Here is an 18,357-nt window from a genome sequence, read left to right as displayed (position 1 = left end):
AGCGGTTGGGTTGCGAGCAGAGTCACTTGACTTGGCGGTTGTTTGACTCTGCTTGTTGTAAAATTTTGTCTAATCTATTTCGTTGCAATACATTGTTTAAACGATACCTTTTAAGCCACTCTTGTTCGTTGTCAGTTAAATCCCGAGTAACACTATCCGTGGTTAACATCACTGCTTTTTCATGATCGCTGCGCACTATGCGACTCTCTTGCTGAGCTAATCGCTCACGACGTTCAGCTATCGCTTCACGTTGTCTCTCTATGGCAGCGAGTTCGACTGAACTTAATGATCTCTGCTTGTCTGTTGCTGCTGAACTCAGCCCATCAATAGCACTGTTGTTATGGCTTGTAGTTCGCTCCAAGTGGGCAATATTGGCCCGTTGTAACTTCTTCTGTGCCAGCTCATCTGCATATAAGGCATCGATGCCAAATTCTTCTTGTAAACGGCGGGCATGTTTTCTAAATACTGCGAGTTCTTTTTGGGTTTCTTTACGACGTTCACGGTAGGCAACTGGAGAGATACCGCGATAAATGAGATCCATGTTGACCGCATCGACATAGGTGTCCCATCGTTCGATTGGGTAAAGGGTGGCGCGGCCAATATCGGCAGGATCAACAAATACCCTCACCTTCTGTCGCTGCCATGACACTTCCATCAATTCAGGGGCGGTATATTGCACACTGCCAGCTTTAACTGTTCCGCGCGTGACCGTAGCAGTACCAATGAAATTCAATAGCGTGTCGAGTACATGTGGATTATCAATCGAGCGCTTCTGGTAATCAGATCGCGCATAACGTTCAAACGGGGTAATGCCATCTCGGCTATGAGGGACATGGTTGTAATCAAATTCGAGGTAGTCATTGAGCACTTGCTGCAGTTGCTCTGGCGTCAACGCAATACTGAGTCGCTCCGCTTCAGCTTTTTTCTTTCCTTCCCCAATACGCTTGGCAAAGTTGTACATGGCTTCGATTTGCTGCCTATCACTGACACTGTGGCCAATATACCCAGGCATTTTCTCCATTAGAACGCGGCTCATGGTGCCAAAGAAACGCTCGATAAATGGTTTTTCCCAACCTGAGAAAGCATTTGCCTTAGAGATCGTTAAATCGAGTAGATTGAAGATGGTTGTTGTTCGATTAGATACGTAGTCGCTACCATTATCGGTGCGCATAATCGCGCCCTCTTCAGGCAATCCCCATTCGATTAAGGTTTTACGTAACAATAAGCAGATAGCTTCACTGTTTGAGGTTGGTGATACCACCAGCTGAACACGGCGAGTAAAGGCATCAATCACAGCAACAACACTGTGACGTTTAAGCTTACCGTTAACGTTTAATTCAATATCAGTTGGTGTTGAGTCAAACTCCCACACTTGATTTGGGCCATCGATATTAGGGTACGTATGGGCAAATAATGGGCGGTATTTATCGGTGTATTTCGTAGGGTTAGTCGTGTAAGCATGCTGCACTTCATGCTTGATGACATATTGGGTTAACCAGCGCTTGAATGAGCTAACAGAGGGAAGTTTCCAACCATATTCAGCAGCACGCACCTTAGCTAAACTATGCACTTTGGCCGCTTGCCCTAATAAGTGTGGCTTTTTGGTAACTAGAGCCATCAGGAATTCGTCAAGTCGCGGACAGCCATCTATTTTAGAGGTTGCCACACTCTTATATTGATCAACTAATCCAATAATACCTTGTTCGTGATATGCTTTTTGCCAGCGGTAAAGGGTTCTTTCACCAATCTGCCTGATACAACTATGTACATCGGTTTCACCTTGTAGCCTACCTGAGTTGAAACCGACTATAAAAGCATGTGTTCCGCCACTCTTATTGCCTGCATCTTTATATGGCTTAATAAATCGCTCATAGGAAACAATTACTTCTTCACGAGCTTTTGCTTTAGCTTGCTTAACTTCGCTTATACACATGAATTGCTTGAGTCCATCGGACTTGTTCATGATTTTTAGTGCTCTATCTTTGGCATCACAAACCGCATCTTGATTTAATGCTGACCTCGCCGATACAGCCAAAGTATCAGCACTTTTCTCAATAATGTTTAAATATAAAAAAGCTTTGGTTTCGATAGGTAAACAATCTATGTGGTATTCAAATCCTTTACCTTGAGCACACTTCCTTTTTAACCACCCTTCTCGATTAGCCAACTTACGGCAGCCTTGTACAGTCGTATGCATACCAGGCACTTTTATCAATTCCTGAAGCGTGAAGTATTCCCTCTTCATTTTTTATCACCCATCAAATCGAAATTAATTTCATTAGATAGATCACGCAGTATCTGCTTAGATATTTTCCCCCACATAGGCTTTAGACCCGTATCTGGCGCAAATAGTTGAATGCACTTTTGTACAGTACGTGGGTTATAACCATGGCTTAGTGCCCATGCTCTGCAGCTGAGCCCTCTACACATTAGTGCAGCATGGATCTGATTAGCATTCTCTATCTCCATGATTCCTCCCCATTTCGTATATTTGTGATAATATTTAATGTGTTCGCACTACGTACTGTGACTAGTGACCTCATTTACACTCATACGTACTGCGTATAAATATGAGGATACGATCACATTTATACGCGAGTCAAGCAGATTTGTGATGTTTCTTTTCTGCTTTCGGACAGCCTGCCAGCAGGTGACTACAAAGCTATATAAATTCAATAACATAATAAAAAAGAAACAAATCATGAATAATGGAAACAGTGTTTCCTTTTCTAAGGAAAGAAAAGAAACGTTCTCGGATAGATTAGAAGTGGTCATTGGAAGCACAAGTGTACGCAACTTTGCTAATTCAATTAACATATCGGAAGGTGCTTTAAGGAAGTACTTAAAGGGTGTGTCTTTGCCTCAGATAGATAAAGCTCTGCTAATTGCTAAGCAAGGCAATGTATCTTTGGGCTGGTTGATCTCAGGTGAGGGCTCTATGTCACCATGTGAAAATCAGGTTTCACCACCAGAAGTTACTTTTGATGCAGGTACTTTTTCTGAGGATTTCTCTATTATCCCTGGTTATCATATATCTGTGAGTACTGGTCATGGTGATCTCAATCAGAGCGAACAAGTCACCCGGCATCTAGCTTTTAGAACAAAATGGTTAAGGTATCGAGGGTTTGAAGCATCTAACCTTGCAGTTGTCTTTGCTCATGGTGATTCAATGGAGCCTACCATTCAAAACCACAATTCACTCTTAGTGAATATCGCTGATACTAAGCTTACTGACGGTTCTATTTTCGTATTGCGCTTTGGTGAGGAGCTCTACGCCAAACGCCTACAGAAGCGCTTTAATGGCGATATAGAGTTAATTAGTGATAATAAAGAATACAAAGACCAAGTAGTCCACATTGATGAAATCAATAAGCTACATATTATTGGTAAGGTTGTTTGGATAGGTAGGGATACCTATTAAGCTTACTGTAAACGGCTGTTAAACCGTAGTTTACAGCCAGTTTAATATTGCCAAACGAGCCGAACGATAAATCTGCTTTAACCTATTTTTGCCAAACCTCCTGATTGAGGCAACGAGAATATCAATAAAAGGTCAAATAGCTAGAACCCACTGCCTATCTCATATTCTCAGCAAATCTTATCTAATCCCGTCAGATCTCGATTGACAGCCCACTTGCCATACTTGGTGATGAGTTACAAAATTATGACAAATTTAGAGAATAACTAACAGTTTTGAAGATGTATTCTTGATCAGAAAAACGCATTGATTTTTTCACCTGATTATCAATTACAGATCTATCGAATTCGATATTCATAAATTTGTGTTCAGGATAAAGTTCCACGCATGCATTTCTAAGATTTTTAAAAGCTTCAATCAAACCTTTTTCTGTTATATATATATTACTTTTTAGAGCTGAGGCCGATGTAAAAGCGCCCTGAAAAATTCCTGCACTCAGTTTTTCTTTAATTTCTTCCAGTGTAGCCTTACGATCTAGCAAACCCTTTTCTAACATTTCAGGTTGTAACCTATTTAAGAAAAAATCACTTCTTACATTAAAAGACTCAACTGTTTTGTAAAATCCAACTTGTTCATTATCTAGCTGTTGAAGTATCGGCAACGAATCTGTCAAAATTAACGTTAACTCATCAATATCAATCGAAACGTTACTATCGAAGTTTTTTTCCACACTCATGTTAAAGGCTAAATCTATCTCTCTATCAAATTGATTAATTCTGATTTTCATGTTTCCAATAGAATTGATTTCCCTGCTCAAATTAAACAGAGATTTGTTCAATATTGCTACATCTTTTCCGATTCGTACAATTAGCTGTTTTGCAGATTTTTGGTCTTCTATCCTATTATTAAAAGAGAAAGCAAAATATGCACCAGTACCGGCACTGACCAGTGTGATTACGGCCCTCATGAAAAAGTCATATTGAATAGGTAAGGTTTGCTCCTCAACTGCTACTCCAGATAAATACCACAAGTTCAGAAGAGCCAGACCGATCAAAGTCCCTAATATTTCGGGTTGATAGTTTTTCAATTTGTACATCCAAGTAGTTATTCGCTTGCATATTTAGCTAAAAATACGCTTGTTGCAGTTCAGATTCATTATAACTATTTGTTTTTATTTAATTCAATTAGAAAAAGGGGAAATGTAGCTTCAACCAACATCACACGCAATCGATAGTAAAGTCAGTATTAATACGGTTTTATACTGCTATCAGTAACTAAATTGGCACTATAAAACTGAAAAACACTGAAATAAACTGCGATCCTTTCAGATCTCCGATCTTTGCAAAGCCCTTGTAGCGGCGCGGGCTGGAGATATGAACTGTAGTAAAAGAAAACTGAAAAAAAATGGCAACAAAAAGCCCGCAGGAGGGTGAGGAAGAGTGCGGATTCCGTGGCGTAAGTTCTCAGTAGTGCCAGATTCCGTGACAAAAACTGACTGTACTGCAGTCGTTAACGCGATGAGAGATAGCTTACTGCTGGCAATAAAAAGCCCCGCAGATTTGCAGGGCTGTTCGTGTGGGCCAGTTACTTAGTGATAGGGTCAAGTCTCCCCTTCTGACTGCTCGCTTGTGATGCTTGGCTGCTAAAATCACCGGCTTGAACTGGTGCTTCTGTTTTACCTAATCCCGATTTGATACCAGAGTGAGTATGGCTAGCGCAGGTGGTGGCTAATGCTTTGACGGTGGCCATGAGCTCAGATAAGAGTTTGAGCACGTTCTCACCTTCGCTGCCTAACCAGGTCTTAGGACTGCGATGGTCTTGCTCTGCACTAGCTGTCACCGTTCTCGTCTCACACTCCAGCTTTGCCAGTTTGCCAATGATCTCCTGCATGGATTCATCAGTCTTGTTCTCGAAGTTACCTTTGTCATCAATATGCTGATACACACCATCGCGCACTTGATTGCGGGTTTCGCCCTGCTTGATGGCTGGTAAGTCCCAGCCGAACGGCAGCACACAACGTATAAACGGTTTATCCGGTCGGCCATACGCAAAGCCAATTTCAACTATTGAACCGACTGCTGGCGGCTCTAATCTGCCCGCCCTATTTCCAGCACCTGGCAAGGGTAATGGAACAGCCTCTAATATACTTGATGTGGTTTCATTGCCATTTTCATCGAGCAGTTGCACGTCAACTGCATAGCGTGGGTAAAACGGATCGCTATGTCTTTCACCATCAAGTGTTGGTAGTTCTGGCAATGCCACCACTTTGGCCCAATGGGGGAGATGATAGCCGCCTGACAGCTCTGGGAATATATTAGTGATTTTACGTTTTTCGGTGCGTTCATCAGCTAGGCTCGCCGTCCAAGTTAATGTCATGGTATCGGATTCAAGTTCTACTTGTTTAACACGATGACCATTTACAATGGCACCAGGTCGCATGGCTGGCATGGCCATTAACTGCCAACTATTGCCATATCGGTTCTGGCTTAAACCTTGGTCGATATCCACAGGCTTGCTTGTCCAACGGCAATCTTGAAAACTGCCTACAAAAATTTGACCATCGGGTTGCTGGTACCAAACACAGTCGGCTATTCCAAATATGCCACCAAGGCTGGCTAATAACTGATAGCCTGTCCCTTGGCTGGTAAAGTTTGCCACTTTAACATCAAGATAATCTGCGCAGTCAGGGATAACAAAACTTAAACCGCTATCTTCGGCTAACTGAGTGATCACTTGCCTAAATGTGGCGTGACGAATATTTATTGGCAAGTTTTCCGCTAACACACTGGCTAATTCACGCACCACAATACGATTAATGCCTTTGTTGCTTGGGGTCACTTTTGTAATGTAGCCACTGAAATAACGCGTCAATTTGTTCTTGTAGCCAATATCTAACACCACTATTTGACCACGCTTAACCTCTCCTTTCACTTCAAAGAAACCACGGCCAGCGGATGACAATTCCAGCACTAGACGATAATCAGATAGTTCTAGCGCTTGTATGCCAACAGTTAAGCGTTTCGTTAGCTTCATGTTGGCTCACCAATAGCATTGTCGATGCCAGTTAATATCTTCTCCATTGATGATACTTCCACCGCTGGCGGTGCATCGGTTATCGCCGCCGTGGGGATCACACTGGCAGTCTGCTCGCTGCTTTGTTTTGTGTCGGCATCAGCTTGGGGTTGTCGCTGCTCTGCCACTTCTGGAATACTCAAATACTCACGGAGTTGAAAACTCACATTCCACGCCATCAGCGTGGGGTGCTCCGGTGCCGTAATTTGGCCGCAAAACTTTACTTGCCGAATCTTAACCGCCCGGGCCAAACCTGAGCCAATACGCCTCACAATACGATCACCCGCTTCATCTTTAGCAATCGCCAACTCAAACAGGCGTGATAGCTGGCCTTCATCAGTAAACGGAATTAAGCCGGTGACTTTCAGCTCTTTGGCCTTTTCGCCCTGCTCACAACTTGCCGTACTTGATGTTTGCCCCGACATATCTTGTTCAGCGAGTTGCATGCTCAACGCAAGCTTGCAGGATTTGAGGCGGATTAATTCACCATCTAGGGCAATTTGGCTCATGACAATTCCTCAGTAATGTAAATACTCCCCTTTCTAAAAGTAGAGCTTTATTTAGTTCGTTATTTACTCAGGCTTTACTGGCCAGACAATCTCATCCGGATTATCTGTTGATGCAGGCAAGTCACGCAACGCTTGGCGATATGTGGAAAACTCTTGAATCTTTTCCTCATTTAATGGGCTGTCCCGCACCTGTGTATAATCAGTGCCTACGATTAATTTGTCTCGTAGGCTTCTAACCGAAAACCATTTCATTTTTATCAACTCTTCTGCTGGTATTTCCATGATGATCCCTACTAATAGTTATTTAAAGTTTCGTTTGGAGATATCGTCAACTCGATACTGTCTTTATCAGGTAATCCACCAGTGATATGCATCGCATCAATATACAGCCCTGTGAAGTATAGATTTAAAGACTTGATTCTTAGGTAAACATCACCATTTGGCGCTCTGTAAACTACAGGTTCTAAATTACCGTCAGTATTAATGTTATGAATGGTGTTACTTGGTTCATAACTATACCCAACTAGCGTTTCGTCAATAATTGTCGATTGACCATAGGCGTAACCCCCAATTCGATAGTGAAACATACTGACATCGACTGCAGTGTTTAAACCCGTCTTGAAATGCAAGTACAGAGGGCCATTTGTTGGTACCCAGTTATCAGGCTTTTCACTCTCAGGGACATGATCCTTACCTTCATAGATCATTGTTCGAAAAACATTTAACCTTCGCGATCCAGCTGAACCATCACCAATCACTTCACTGTCGGCTATGTATCCATCAAGTTCTAGTTTGGCTTCTGCCACTTTGGCATCTATCGCCCCCATCTTACCCGCGACTTCCTGAGCAAGTGCTTGTGACGCTGTCGTTTGCTCTGTTGATGCACTCACCGCACTGGTGACTTCACCCAGCAGCTCATCGATTGCTTGTGTCATATTAACGTTCCTCTAATTGGCGAAGTTGTTCGCTTAATCTCATGTTCCAATGTGCGTTTTTCACACCACAGGTATTGGCCCCAATGACGCTGACTGCCGTGGTTACTGAGCTCATTTTTAACAGTGAAACTTCATCTGAATAGTCATACATCCAACTTTGTGCTGAGACCTGAACAGGCATAGCATTCGCAATGCCTAAGTGCTCAATAACAAAGTTACGGCTGATGGTATTGCCTTCAATACTGCCGAGTTGTTTAATTTTTTGAGTACTGGGCACGTAAGCAAAAGCAACCAGCTGGTTATTACCCACTAGGCCTATCCAGTTGAAATTAAAATCACCGATATCAGTATCGAGCATCTGACTAAACGTAACGCGATTGTCGTCAACAACACCGTGCCTAAACAATGACGAACGATGCACGATCTGCCCATCTGTTGGTATTGATTCATCGCCAGGCTCAGGACTTCTAAAATCCAGCCCTGGAATAAACGCAAATACGAACTCATCAATAATAAAGTCTTCGACATTGCCCACAGCAAGCGCAACGTATTGACTGCCAAAATCAGTTAATCTAGCCATGTAAGCCTCTTACTCTTAAATGTTGATAATCGTTGTCACACTCTGTTGCTAATGTCGCTGCAGTACTGCGGTACTGTTCATCACTATTTGATAACGTCTTAATTGTTAATGTTTGAATGTCCTGACTTGCCTCGCTTACGACCACATTGCACCCTATGAGTCTTGATGACAGGTGATCATATCGACGGCAGGTTCTGCCATAACTTTGAATAAGCTCAGCTAATAGGGCTTGATTTGGGGCTACTTCAGTATCATCGATTTCAATTGATACCCTGTCCCAATCAAGCCCGGCTTGGCGCTCTTTAATACTGACAACATTGAGCCCTAAGCGGCGCATGATGTGGATAAAACCCTGCGTACTTCCAGCATCTTTGGCATTAACAAAGGCATAGGCCACACGCTTACGATAGAGCCATAAAGGCTCATCTTTAAAGCGAGTGATATTACGCTCCCATGCCAATAAATTGAGCATGCTCAACGAGCAGGTCAGCGGGTCTTTTTGCGCTAACACCCAAATAAACCAGCTGCGCACACGCTGCCAGAATGATTGCATCCCGCTACTCAACATGGCCGGCTCTTGTGGCTCAGACGTTGTGTTCAGCGTTTCGCCATCCATCCACCACGGTAACGACAACTTGGGCAGCTTTGGGCTGCGGTTTGTCTTTGCATCATCAGGCATTAGCTCACCCCACGATTAGTGATAATTAGGCTATTTATACGCGGGAGTTCAAGGCCATTAACTAAGTCATCATTCCCCCAACGCACGCTATTAAGTTGTGGCAACATGGCGTGCAATTCACTGCTTAGGATTGAAAACACAAACACACTTTGTGGCTTAGTGCGGGTTAAGCTTGGATGTAGATCCGAACCTCGAAATGCCGCCCGTATGCGCGATTCAATATCACTCATCAAGGTAGCAATCTCATCGACTTCGAGGTTGGCAATATGCCAAATATCAAGGGTCAGATCTGTGGGCTTTGAGGCGATGACTTGAGCAAGGAGATCGTCGCCATGGCCATGGTTGCCTTGAACATTGATGTATTGATTAATGTCATCAATCAATACTTGAGGTGTTTCCCCCACCTCCATCATTACATGGCAATTTGCAGTACCAGGACCCCGTGGCGCTTCATGCTCAAAATAGAGTAAATCACTGCTAATTCCCGCAAACGTTGATATTGCTGCACGGTACACAGCATCAATGTGGTAATTCCCCACACTTGCAAATTGATCACGTATACGTAATGCCAAATCATCATCCGTTTCTTTGTCTGCACCTGCTTGGGTTATCCAATCCCCTATGTTACTGACGGATTCAATGCCTTCTACGGTTTCGGGTAGTTGATAGTAATAACCCGCGCCTAGGTTATGCCCCGCCCCTGCCATGTCAGCCTCACATAATATGGTTTTGGTCAAAGTGCCGGCTGGGATCACCGTATCGGTTAACACCAAAAGAGTATAAATAGCCCCTAATCGATTGTCGGTTTGTACGCGCGTTCCCGCTTTTATCAAGATGTCGGCATTAATGTCTATTTTATTAACGCTGATATACCCGCGTGTCTTAACGGCTAGCTTTCGTTCAAGCCCCACGTCCCACGCTTTCAACTCCAAATAGAACTCGCTCGCGGTAGCGGCAAACATGCCTGGCAATACGTGATTGGCTAATAATGTTTTTATCAACCACAAAACAGGCGTAACAACACAAGCCGAGAAGAGTTTCCAAAACGGACTCATTGCACTGTTATTGGAGATAATTGAATTAGCCGCAATAACATCAGCTTCTAGCAGGGCCGTGACACCTTCGGCTGTCAATGGTACGCCTTCCGACGCTAATACCTTTTCAAAATCAACCTGTGGCCGAGACATAATTAACCTCTGTTTTGATATTGCCAAACTCATAAGTTGTGGCCGTTATCGCGATAAGTTCAGCTGATTGAATGTCGACATCAATCGAACCAGGTACTAAGCGCATGTCGGTTTCAATGAGCAGCTCCATCTCTGTGTAAACATCATTTCGCATTGTTGGGCTACGCTGTGCGAGCAATTTAGTCACAAGGCCCGATGCCATCAGCATGTGCTTAACATCTTGGGCAATACTGGCACGGGTGTGTGTTAACTCTGGCTGCGCTCCCACATCGAGAGATAAACTCCCATCAACAATTAACAAATCACTGTAACGACTTAATTCGGCTATCATCCGGTCATTAACTCCTGTTGATCAGCAAGTTCAGCGAAACTGAAATTTTTAGGCGGATGCTTAATAATCACATCACCAAAGCTCAGAGTCTTACTGTTGGTTTGGCTTGCGGCTCTATTCGCCTGTGCACTCATTGCCGCCTGCTGATTCATACGAGGGGTAATAGCATTGCTGATTGACTCGTTCACCATGGGCTTAACATCAAGTTGTTGAGTCAATGCTTCAGGTTGATAAGGTGTAGGTAGATTGCGCTGCACATCGATTGACTGTTTAAGCCCATCAGGCACAAATGATTCAGGTTTGATTAACTGTAAATGCTGTTGCTGTGTCACTGACTCAGGCTGATAAGGCGCAGGTAGATTACGCTGCACATCGATTGACTGTTTAAGTCCATCAGGTACAAATGATGCAGGTTTGACTAGCTGCAAATGCTGTTGCTGTGTCACTGACTCAGGTTGAATAACGGTAGGCGTATTCATCCAAGGCCCGCTCATAGGTGCAGGGTTTGCGACTTGATTTGCGGCGGTTTGCTGCATCCACATAGGCACAGTTTGTTGATTGTAGCTCTGCATAAATTCGGGGATCTGATGCTGTTTATCCAAACCATCCATAACAGGTGTTACGTCGATATCGATACCTGGCAGCATGTTTAACTTGTCGACAATCCAACCCCATGTTTCTGCAAACGAGCCTTTAATACCATCCCACATAGCAGAAAAGTATTGGCCTATATTAGCCACTTTGCCGAATAAGTATTGCAGCCAAGCATCATTGGTAAACCAACTGACTAACTCATTCCAACCAGCACTTACAATGTCGAATGCCCAAGTAAAACCATCTGAAATGGCGGTTACTACCCAAGTAATACTATTAACAAGCCCACCTAATATATAGGCAACAGTACCAAACACCGCCGCCCATACACCGCCCATGATTTTGAGATTAAAAACCACCACATCAAGCAAGAAACTGGCGAACGGCTTTAGTACATTAAAAACAGTGCCTAGAATATTAAACCAAGTTCCAAATACACTAACCGCCACCCCACCGAGGATTTTAAGTAGATTAGCAATAGCATCAACAGCGAACAAAATGGGTTCGCCCCAAGCAGTACCAGCCATCATGGCGCGAAGATCATCAAAGTAATAAACCGCTAACCCCACCACACCAATCAATGCAGCTATACCAGCGACCACAAGCCCAACAGGATTGGCATACATGGCAAGATTTACCGCAAGCATCATGGTGCGAAGTGATGCCATACCAGATGTAAGCACAGTATTGATTCCTGCCCACGCCATTGCAGCGAGTCCATAAGTGGTCATCACCATCTTACTTACGCCCATCATTACCGTGAATGCGCCGCCTGCGGCAACGAGTCCCAAAATAGCAATCGCCCCATAGCCTAATACACGGGTTAAGTTGGGGAAGGTTTGCGTAAACCAAAGCACCTCTTTGCCCATGTCAGCTATCCAACCTACAAACTGATTAAAAGCAGGGAGTACAGCAGAGCCAAAAGCGGCACGGATGACATACCACGACTGACTTAGTCGCTCACTTTGGTCTGTCATGGCTGCAGCCATGAGCTCCGCCTGTCCCATGCCTTTAACTTGTCCGAGCTTATTAATGGAATTACTGAGTCCATCAACATCTTTTAACAATAATTGAATTAACGCGGTAGCCTCACCAGAGCCAAACGCACTCGTTACTTTGTCGATATCAGCCTGAACCGACAGTTCACCGAACTCACCTTGCAATTTCTTCAAGATACCAATCATCGGTATCATCTTCCCTTGGCTGTCGACAAAATCCATACCTAATGCTTTTTGTGCTTTACCTGCACCAGCTAGAAATGATTTATATTTAGTCGCAGATTCACCACCGGCCATGGTCGATTGCAAAGTGCCCATGATTGCCATTTGTTCTTGCAAAGGCGCAAGACCACCTGATGCTCCCAATGCCCCAAAGGCATCAGACATCTTTTTACCATCAGTTTTAAAAGCCTGCACAGCAGTAGCGGTCATGCCTGTCACTTGTTTGACCCAATCACTTTTCCCCATGGCATTAGCATCATTTTTAAAAATGCCGAACATGGTGCCCATATAATTGGTAATGGTTGCGGCATCGGCTTTGGTGGCGGTAGCAAGTACGTTTGATGCAAGCGTGAACTGTGACAAATCCGAGTCATTCAAACCCGCAATGGCCGACTGAATGTCATAACTCGAACTAACAAACTCAGTGGCTGATTTGCCATATTTCATGGCATATTCATAGGATGTATTGGCTAGTGTATCGAGTGCAGACTGACGAACGCCCAGTGATTTAACTTCACCAAGAACACGATCCATTTCAATGGCAGGCATTAGCGCACTTTGCAGTGCCAACCCCGCAGCAGCTATACCACCAATCCCCATTCCCATCTGCATGGTTCCGGCTTGGTAGTTAGATGCCAGTCCATTGAACTGCTGAGTAATTTTAGCGATTGGTTTGGTGATCTGATCAACTAAACCAACGGTAAACATCAAAGGTTTTGGTAGACTCATCGCGATCACTTCCCCCGTTATTGCAGTTAACTCGATTTACCTGAAAACGCTCGATTCACGCCATTGGCGGTAACGATTTCAAGACTCTCTAAATTGTTCTTATGCAGCCAGAGCGCACGGGCTATTGACTGCTCACTGTCATCTTCATGCGGCAACTGATGCCGCCTAATGGCCAACATCTGCTCAAACTGGTTGTGTTCAATTGCTTCAACCAGCGCCGTTATTTTTTTACTGCGATTTCCAGTGCGGGTGCGAACTCACCTTTTAACGCGCCTGCCACTTGCACCTCAGCACCAGGAGAGTTTTCAAGTAATTTTTTCAACTCCTCTTTTTGCGCCTTATCAATTGAGCGCATCGCAAAATTGTGTGATGCGCTGCAGATACTGCCGCCACGAGACACGCTATCGACAAAATCAGAGTGATCATTCACGGTCAGGTTAAAGTTAAATTCTGTGCTACCTATGGTCAGCGTAATGGTCTTTTTCATGCTGTATTCCTGTTGTTGATTAATTCTTTAATGTCAGTAATGCCGTCTTTTAGTTGGCGTTCCATACGATCACCGAGCTCTTTTACGTCGTTCTTCGTCGCATAGGTCTCGGCAACATGAGTTTGGTGGCTACTTAACTCTTTGGCTGTGACTTTGTGGGCGTTATACAGAGTGATAATCACCGGCACGAGCACGCCTAAAATCAAACTCATGAAGGCAATCACCACCATGACCCAATCTGCCATTTGATTCACTTGGCCACTCCCTTAATTTTTTCAACCGTGCGTAGACCTGCAAGGCCAAGCATCGCGAGCGTGAGTTCCATCATTACATCAAGGGGCAATTCTGGAGTGCCCACCTCGGGCCACAACCATTGCAATATCGGGTTGATCACAAATGCAAACAGAAAACCAAAGCCGCACACCCACATTAAAAAAGGTCTCGCACCCGCCACAAATACGCTGCGATGCTGCGCGGCCATGGTATTAGCCAGAGCTTGCATGAGCATGGGCTTTTGCTTAATTTCAGTCAGTTCATTATCGAGCTGTTGACGCTCTTCATCTGATGTAAATAGTGCATCGCCCGCCTTTCCAATTGCTTCGATGGGGTTAGTGCCTAAAATTGTTGAAAACCATCCCATGATCACAACTCCACTATTCGAGTGATCCAGCCAAACTGATATTTTTCTTGGCTTTCATCGTTAACAGCAATATTGATACAAAACGCAATCCGAAGACCACGAACTGATTCAGTCAGCACCTGTAAACCTTTGCGCTTTCGGTGAGCTAAAAACTGATCCAACGCCGTTAAAGTACGGCGACCAAATATCCCGTCAGCGTTGAGGTCTGCAAATAAGGTTTGGCGGTTATTCATCACGTTTAATGTGGTTTGCAATGCCTTTGCAGCACGGGTAACACCTGAGTTAATACCAAAGTCGAAAAGTTGCTCGGTGAGTGTTTCACTGTGTTGGCTCACTTCATCGAGCTTTAATGGCGCCCAATACATGGATTGATAAATATGAAAAGCCATCTCATAGGGCAACAACGCCATTTCACCTTGGTACCCGTGAGCACGAGCCGTTTTCAACGTAATGCCATACATGGTTTCACCACCACGATCGGTTGGGTCATTGACGTAACCGCCCTCGCGTTCAATTAACTCTTCAATGAGTCGGTTTTTTAATGCATTCATCGTTTCGCCCTTCTCTCTTCAAACGCCTTACACTCAGCACATAATTCAACACCAGCAACCGCATCTCGTCTTGCTTGAGAAATAACCTCATCGCACTCGACACAATTTGTCGCACTGGGCTTTGCAGGTTTAGCTAACATGCGTCGCGACCTTTCTCTAGCTTCTGCCCGTTCTTCATGTTTTACCGCTAAATCTGCATCATCCATTTTCGGTCCTTACTGAACGATGTCTTTAATCTCATCGGGGCGCAGATACGGCACACCATCGATATGAACAAAGTCAGGGCTAGTGACATCAAACGGAACTTTAAACACACTCGCACTGCCACCTTTACTATCAATATCGAGCAGATCACTCAATTTGATACGGCACCCAAAACACTCAACTTTGATTTCGTCTTGTGAGGTTTTGGCGTAGAACTGAATATCAAAGTTATCCATTGCCCGCCATGCTCCGGCTGATTTGGCCTGCTGACTGATTAAGGCAAAGTTAGATGCGTTAACGGTGAGTTCACCGTTTGCAGCCACATCACCATCAACAGCGCCATCAGGCACACCACCTGTTTGTGATACACCGCTGTTATCGGTGATCGTCACCGAAGCACTATCGATCTGCACTTGGGTATCACCCATGTGTGTTCTAAAATTCATTCCGGATAAACGCATGTCATTTGCTCCTCAGATACGTTTTGATAACAGCGTTTAAAGAACGCTAAGATCCAACATGATGTTAACGGTGATTGACTTAGGGCTGTTGTAGGGGCGCACGACCATCGCGATCGTCACTTTGGTTTTACTCATCCATACAATGGCAATATCCCCCTCACGTGGTGGCTCTATGTCACCAGGAAAAGGCACACCATTGACCTTAATCGTTTTACTCATTGCCCTTAATGGCTTCATAAAGTAAGCCTTGTTAAGCTCGATACTGGCAGGGGTTGAGTTAAGAATACGGTTAGCCACACGCAAGATGGCGCGCACGCGCACTTCACGACTGGCCTTGTGCACCACACGTAGGTTTTCAATCACCTGATAATCACCGCCCTCCACTTCGAGGGTTGAACCATCACCCCAATACACACCCGCAACATCGGGGTACCACTGAGGCACACTCAATCGCTTCTTGGCTAAGGTATTCAAGCTAGCCATTGATAGCGGTACTTCAGCTAAGTCAGTTGGCATAACACCCAATCCAGCAACTGAGCCGGTGGCCACTCGCATTGGTGAATCCGCAATGCTGACGCTGCGGTTACATAAACGGCCAGCGAGTACACCCACGTTATTACCGTTTAGCTGTGGTACTGGCACGACTAACGGCAGAGCTAAGCCAGCCACAAGCGCCACCATTTTGGCTTCATAAGCGGTCCACGTTTCGGTGGTGTTATCAATGCCTGGTAGTGCAACGATAGCTGAGCACCAGCGACCATGAGAGCCCTGCAAACCTAAAACCATATCTGAAATAGCACTGATATCTGCCGCTGAAGTTTGTACATCGCTGAACACGACAGACTCAAAACTTTGCACCTCATTTGCATGATCCACAGCGGTAGATAAGGTTTCATCTGCAGCCAGTGGGTACGCAGCTGCGGTCCAGTTCTGACCCGCATTAAGTTGTGCGGCAATCAATTGTTTGCGTAGATCACTGTTGGAAAACATGGCCTCAAGATCACTTTGAGCATTGAGCGAGAACAGCTGACTTTCTTCCTCTTCTCTCCCTGCTAAACCAACAAACAGGAAATGGTGCTCTATCGCTTGCACCTCACCCTGTCCTTGGTTTTGATTGTTTACGGTTACTTCACCTAATGGCATGGGGTTATCCTCTTAATTGGTTTAACAATGTGACTATTTCGGCCTGAACATTGGCAGGGGTATCACCTAGAAATGGACGTGGTGACACTTGAATATTCCAGCTTGGTTTATCTTTAATGTCTCTCATGAGCCTTAGTACTTTCCCTGCTTGGCCAAGTGTCATCCTTTCCATTATTTCGGTAATACTTGCGCGTCTATATCGCTTCCCTTTCCCTTTACGGACTTTGTACCCCTCTCTCGCTAAAGCCTTGGCTTGCCTTCTTGTGCATGGAGATTGATAGTCTGGCGTTCCGTTTAACTTTTTTGCTTTGTCAGCTGTAAATTTCTCGGTCCCACCCTCTTGCTGAAATCCAGCAACCCGCCCAGCTTGGCTAGACTGATGCTTAAGCTCTAATCGATTAGTACTTTTCACATAGGGTTCTAATCTACGAGTGACACGTTTAAGCATTTTGTTATTTTTGCCATGTGCTCTTGGCGTGAATTTCTGACCCGTGATGGTTTTCTGTTCACGTATACGTTGACGAGCTTTGGCGCGCTGACTGCGGCCTAACTTCTTCAGCAGTGCCACACGTTTGTTAGCAGGCAATGCCAACATGGCAAGTTGCTGCTTTACCGTGAGAGCATTTTTTGAATTTGGGGTAATGGCTAAACTCATGCATCACCGCCTATATTCACCAATGTATCGATGGTATCGGCCACATTAACCGGTGCGATATCTAAGCTGTATTTCTGACCATTGAACACAATGCCGCCATTCACATCAGGAATGATCTCAAGGTCATCGAGCAGCTCTAGCTCAATCAACACCGTGGTGTGGTCATCACTTTCAGCGTCGATATCAATATCAGGATCTGCTAAGTCGTAGGTGTCTCTATCCCAGCCACTGTCGATTAGATACGCCGCAATTAACGCAAGCAGGTTGTATGGGTTCATTTTTAGGTGAGGAAAATTCTGTATATGGATAACCGCCGTGTGCTTCCATTTACCGATACAGTAGCCTTCAAGCCCTAAATCTTGATTGCAGATCACGATGGTGCCGTGTTCCTGCCAAGCATCAATGCTATTGGCTTGAATATGTGGCTTTAAGCTGGCCAGTAAAAACTCAGTGATTAACTGCAGTTGTGTTTTGCGGCTCATAAGCTGTGTACTCCAGCGCGGCCACGACCAAGCAACAAGCGAACGCTACGGTTGCTTTGGGCTAAAATCGCTTCTTGCTGTTCGGGCTCACTGGCTTTATTGGCTCCCGATTCCTTCTGATCTACAGCAGAAAAATAGCCCAGCAGGTCAGCATGAGAACGCGCATAAACGGCTCCTCGATAAATGCTTTTCTGCTTCTGCGTAAAGTCAGGGCTTGTGCTCTGGCCAGAGGAAACATTCAGGGTAAAAGGAGCGTCCGCGCCCAGTTCATGACTGGAGACAATTGTTATTAGCACTTGCTGAATTTCGGCACTGCTGCGATTGAGTGAGTCGGCGATCACTGCTTCTTCGAAAAACTCAGGGATACGGCGATGCTGACGAAACTCGCCAGTCGACAGCTCTGGCCAACCACTATCGTTGTCGATAGCAATGCTTGCCTGTTCACCTGAATTAAAGCCAAATCCGCTCATATTGCTCTCA

24 protein-coding genes are annotated in these 18,357 nt (G+C 44.8%); 1 reads left to right on the top strand and 23 read right to left on the bottom strand.

What is annotated here, in order from left to right; genetic code table 11:
* Positions 1-22 precede the first annotated feature (22 nt).
* Entirely contained in the window at positions 23-2,245 is a 2,223-nt protein-coding gene (locus FN961_RS15165) for a DNA-binding protein (protein WP_144041019.1), read from the bottom strand.
* Entirely contained in the window at positions 2,242-2,469 is a 228-nt protein-coding gene (locus tag FN961_RS15160) for a helix-turn-helix domain-containing protein (protein ID WP_144041018.1), read from the bottom strand. Before FN961_RS15160 ends, FN961_RS15165 begins: the two co-directional genes overlap by 4 nt.
* A 232-nt stretch (positions 2,470-2,701) precedes the next feature.
* Between FN961_RS15160 and FN961_RS15155 the strand changes: the two genes are divergently transcribed.
* Positions 2,702-3,421 carry an XRE family transcriptional regulator gene (locus tag FN961_RS15155; RefSeq protein WP_144041017.1) on the top strand — a complete coding sequence of 240 codons (720 nt, stop codon included), beginning with the start codon at positions 2,702-2,704 and terminating at the stop codon, positions 3,419-3,421.
* Between the two features lie 241 nt (positions 3,422-3,662).
* Here FN961_RS15155 and FN961_RS15150 read toward each other — a convergent pair whose 3' ends face one another.
* From FN961_RS15150 to FN961_RS15055, 21 genes are all read right to left on the bottom strand, one after another.
* Positions 3,663-4,505, bottom strand: coding sequence for a hypothetical protein (locus tag FN961_RS15150; RefSeq protein WP_144041016.1), 843 nt, complete (start codon positions 4,503-4,505; stop codon positions 3,663-3,665).
* 497 nt (positions 4,506-5,002) lie between these two features.
* The gene (locus tag FN961_RS26070) at positions 5,003-6,451 is read right to left on the bottom strand and encodes a type VI secretion system Vgr family protein (RefSeq protein WP_229814676.1); all 1,449 of its coding nucleotides are present in this window, start codon (positions 6,449-6,451) and stop codon (positions 5,003-5,005) included.
* On the bottom strand, positions 6,448-6,999 hold the full coding sequence (locus tag FN961_RS15140) for a baseplate complex protein (protein WP_144041015.1): 552 nt from the start codon (positions 6,997-6,999) through the stop codon (positions 6,448-6,450). Before FN961_RS15140 ends, FN961_RS26070 begins: the two co-directional genes overlap by 4 nt.
* Positions 7,000-7,062: 63 nt before the next feature.
* On the bottom strand, positions 7,063-7,281 hold the full coding sequence (locus FN961_RS15135) for a tail fiber assembly protein (RefSeq protein WP_144041014.1): 219 nt from the start codon (positions 7,279-7,281) through the stop codon (positions 7,063-7,065).
* A gap of 11 nt (positions 7,282-7,292) precedes the next feature.
* Positions 7,293-7,934: a hypothetical protein gene (locus FN961_RS15130; RefSeq protein WP_144041013.1), complete on the bottom strand. Its 642-nt coding sequence runs from the start codon at positions 7,932-7,934 to the stop codon at positions 7,293-7,295.
* 1 nt (position 7,935) lies between these two features.
* Positions 7,936-8,514, bottom strand: coding sequence for a phage tail-collar fiber domain-containing protein (locus tag FN961_RS15125; protein ID WP_144041012.1), 579 nt, complete (start codon positions 8,512-8,514; stop codon positions 7,936-7,938).
* Positions 8,507-9,193: a phage tail protein gene (locus FN961_RS15120; protein ID WP_144041011.1), complete on the bottom strand. Its 687-nt coding sequence runs from the start codon at positions 9,191-9,193 to the stop codon at positions 8,507-8,509. The genes FN961_RS15125 and FN961_RS15120 overlap by 8 nt, the downstream gene beginning before the upstream one ends.
* Positions 9,193-10,380, bottom strand: coding sequence for a baseplate J/gp47 family protein (locus FN961_RS15115; RefSeq protein ID WP_221936125.1), 1,188 nt, complete (start codon positions 10,378-10,380; stop codon positions 9,193-9,195). Before FN961_RS15115 ends, FN961_RS15120 begins: the two co-directional genes overlap by 1 nt.
* Positions 10,361-10,711, bottom strand: coding sequence for a DUF2590 family protein (locus FN961_RS15110; protein WP_144041010.1), 351 nt, complete (start codon positions 10,709-10,711; stop codon positions 10,361-10,363). Before FN961_RS15110 ends, FN961_RS15115 begins: the two co-directional genes overlap by 20 nt.
* A complete protein-coding gene (locus FN961_RS15105) occupies positions 10,708-13,254 on the bottom strand; it encodes a phage tail tape measure protein (protein WP_144041009.1) in 2,547 nt (848 codons plus the stop codon). The genes FN961_RS15110 and FN961_RS15105 overlap by 4 nt, the downstream gene beginning before the upstream one ends.
* 26 nt (positions 13,255-13,280) lie before the next feature.
* Positions 13,281-13,409: a DUF6890 family protein gene (locus tag FN961_RS26200; protein ID WP_268241155.1), complete on the bottom strand. Its 129-nt coding sequence runs from the start codon at positions 13,407-13,409 to the stop codon at positions 13,281-13,283.
* A 65-nt stretch (positions 13,410-13,474) separates the two neighbouring features.
* Positions 13,475-13,741, bottom strand: coding sequence for a putative phage tail assembly chaperone (locus FN961_RS15100; protein ID WP_144041008.1), 267 nt, complete (start codon positions 13,739-13,741; stop codon positions 13,475-13,477).
* Positions 13,738-13,986: a hypothetical protein gene (locus tag FN961_RS15095; protein ID WP_144041045.1), complete on the bottom strand. Its 249-nt coding sequence runs from the start codon at positions 13,984-13,986 to the stop codon at positions 13,738-13,740. The genes FN961_RS15100 and FN961_RS15095 overlap by 4 nt, the downstream gene beginning before the upstream one ends.
* 5 nt (positions 13,987-13,991) lie before the next feature.
* A complete protein-coding gene (locus FN961_RS15090) occupies positions 13,992-14,381 on the bottom strand; it encodes a 3TM-type holin (RefSeq protein ID WP_144041007.1) in 390 nt (129 codons plus the stop codon).
* 2 nt (positions 14,382-14,383) lie between these two features.
* Positions 14,384-14,932, bottom strand: a complete 549-nt coding sequence (locus FN961_RS15085; protein ID WP_144041006.1) for a glycoside hydrolase family 108 protein — start codon at positions 14,930-14,932, stop codon at positions 14,384-14,386.
* Positions 14,929-15,138 carry a TraR/DksA C4-type zinc finger protein gene (locus tag FN961_RS15080; protein WP_144041005.1) on the bottom strand — a complete coding sequence of 70 codons (210 nt, stop codon included), beginning with the start codon at positions 15,136-15,138 and terminating at the stop codon, positions 14,929-14,931. Before FN961_RS15080 ends, FN961_RS15085 begins: the two co-directional genes overlap by 4 nt.
* Positions 15,139-15,147: 9 nt before the next feature.
* Positions 15,148-15,597: a phage protein gene (locus FN961_RS15075; RefSeq protein WP_144041004.1), complete on the bottom strand. Its 450-nt coding sequence runs from the start codon at positions 15,595-15,597 to the stop codon at positions 15,148-15,150.
* 36 nt (positions 15,598-15,633) lie between these two features.
* Positions 15,634-16,740, bottom strand: a complete 1,107-nt coding sequence (locus tag FN961_RS15070; protein WP_144041003.1) for a DUF2586 domain-containing protein — start codon at positions 16,738-16,740, stop codon at positions 15,634-15,636.
* A 4-nt stretch (positions 16,741-16,744) separates the two neighbouring features.
* Positions 16,745-17,395: a hypothetical protein gene (locus FN961_RS15065; RefSeq protein WP_144041002.1), complete on the bottom strand. Its 651-nt coding sequence runs from the start codon at positions 17,393-17,395 to the stop codon at positions 16,745-16,747.
* Positions 17,392-17,877 carry a phage tail protein gene (locus FN961_RS15060; protein WP_144041001.1) on the bottom strand — a complete coding sequence of 162 codons (486 nt, stop codon included), beginning with the start codon at positions 17,875-17,877 and terminating at the stop codon, positions 17,392-17,394. Before FN961_RS15060 ends, FN961_RS15065 begins: the two co-directional genes overlap by 4 nt.
* Positions 17,874-18,347 carry a head completion/stabilization protein gene (locus tag FN961_RS15055; RefSeq protein ID WP_144041000.1) on the bottom strand — a complete coding sequence of 158 codons (474 nt, stop codon included), beginning with the start codon at positions 18,345-18,347 and terminating at the stop codon, positions 17,874-17,876. The genes FN961_RS15060 and FN961_RS15055 overlap by 4 nt, the downstream gene beginning before the upstream one ends.
* Between the last annotated feature and the right edge of the window lie 10 nt (positions 18,348-18,357).

The sequence above is a fragment of the Shewanella hanedai genome, from assembly GCF_007197645.1.
GTDB lineage: Bacteria > Pseudomonadota > Gammaproteobacteria > Enterobacterales > Shewanellaceae > Shewanella > Shewanella hanedai.
The sequence above is the reverse complement of the archived record's forward strand: the minus strand, read 5'-3'. Positions and strand labels throughout refer to the sequence as shown.

Excerpts from the sequence above, each read along its gene's own strand:
- FN961_RS15165 (WP_144041019.1), bottom strand. The coding sequence starts at position 2,245 with ATGAAGAGGGAATACTTCACGCTTCAGGAATTGATAAAAGTGCCTGGT.
- FN961_RS15160 (WP_144041018.1), bottom strand. The coding sequence starts at position 2,469 with ATGGAGATAGAGAATGCTAATCAGATCCATGCTGCACTAATGTGTAGA.
- FN961_RS15155 (WP_144041017.1), top strand. The coding sequence starts at position 2,702 with ATGAATAATGGAAACAGTGTTTCCTTTTCTAAGGAAAGAAAAGAAACG.
- FN961_RS26070 (WP_229814676.1), bottom strand. The coding sequence starts at position 6,451 with ATGAAGCTAACGAAACGCTTAACTGTTGGCATACAAGCGCTAGAACTA.
- FN961_RS15140 (WP_144041015.1), bottom strand. The coding sequence starts at position 6,999 with ATGAGCCAAATTGCCCTAGATGGTGAATTAATCCGCCTCAAATCCTGC.
- FN961_RS15135 (WP_144041014.1), bottom strand. The coding sequence starts at position 7,281 with ATGGAAATACCAGCAGAAGAGTTGATAAAAATGAAATGGTTTTCGGTT.
- FN961_RS15130 (WP_144041013.1), bottom strand. The coding sequence starts at position 7,934 with ATGACACAAGCAATCGATGAGCTGCTGGGTGAAGTCACCAGTGCGGTG.
- FN961_RS15125 (WP_144041012.1), bottom strand. The coding sequence starts at position 8,514 with ATGGCTAGATTAACTGATTTTGGCAGTCAATACGTTGCGCTTGCTGTG.
- FN961_RS15120 (WP_144041011.1), bottom strand. The coding sequence starts at position 9,193 with ATGCCTGATGATGCAAAGACAAACCGCAGCCCAAAGCTGCCCAAGTTG.
- FN961_RS15115 (WP_221936125.1), bottom strand. The coding sequence starts at position 10,380 with ATGTCTCGGCCACAGGTTGATTTTGAAAAGGTATTAGCGTCGGAAGGC.
- FN961_RS15110 (WP_144041010.1), bottom strand. The coding sequence starts at position 10,711 with ATGATAGCCGAATTAAGTCGTTACAGTGATTTGTTAATTGTTGATGGG.
- FN961_RS15105 (WP_144041009.1), bottom strand. The coding sequence starts at position 13,254 with ATGAGTCTACCAAAACCTTTGATGTTTACCGTTGGTTTAGTTGATCAG.
- FN961_RS15100 (WP_144041008.1), bottom strand. The coding sequence starts at position 13,741 with ATGAAAAAGACCATTACGCTGACCATAGGTAGCACAGAATTTAACTTT.
- FN961_RS15095 (WP_144041045.1), bottom strand. The coding sequence starts at position 13,986 with ATGGCAGATTGGGTCATGGTGGTGATTGCCTTCATGAGTTTGATTTTA.
- FN961_RS15090 (WP_144041007.1), bottom strand. The coding sequence starts at position 14,381 with ATGGGATGGTTTTCAACAATTTTAGGCACTAACCCCATCGAAGCAATT.
- FN961_RS15085 (WP_144041006.1), bottom strand. The coding sequence starts at position 14,932 with ATGAATGCATTAAAAAACCGACTCATTGAAGAGTTAATTGAACGCGAG.
- FN961_RS15080 (WP_144041005.1), bottom strand. The coding sequence starts at position 15,138 with ATGGATGATGCAGATTTAGCGGTAAAACATGAAGAACGGGCAGAAGCT.
- FN961_RS15075 (WP_144041004.1), bottom strand. The coding sequence starts at position 15,597 with ATGCGTTTATCCGGAATGAATTTTAGAACACACATGGGTGATACCCAA.
- FN961_RS15070 (WP_144041003.1), bottom strand. The coding sequence starts at position 16,740 with ATGCCATTAGGTGAAGTAACCGTAAACAATCAAAACCAAGGACAGGGT.
- FN961_RS15065 (WP_144041002.1), bottom strand. The coding sequence starts at position 17,395 with ATGAGTTTAGCCATTACCCCAAATTCAAAAAATGCTCTCACGGTAAAG.
- FN961_RS15060 (WP_144041001.1), bottom strand. The coding sequence starts at position 17,877 with ATGAGCCGCAAAACACAACTGCAGTTAATCACTGAGTTTTTACTGGCC.
- FN961_RS15055 (WP_144041000.1), bottom strand. The coding sequence starts at position 18,347 with ATGAGCGGATTTGGCTTTAATTCAGGTGAACAGGCAAGCATTGCTATC.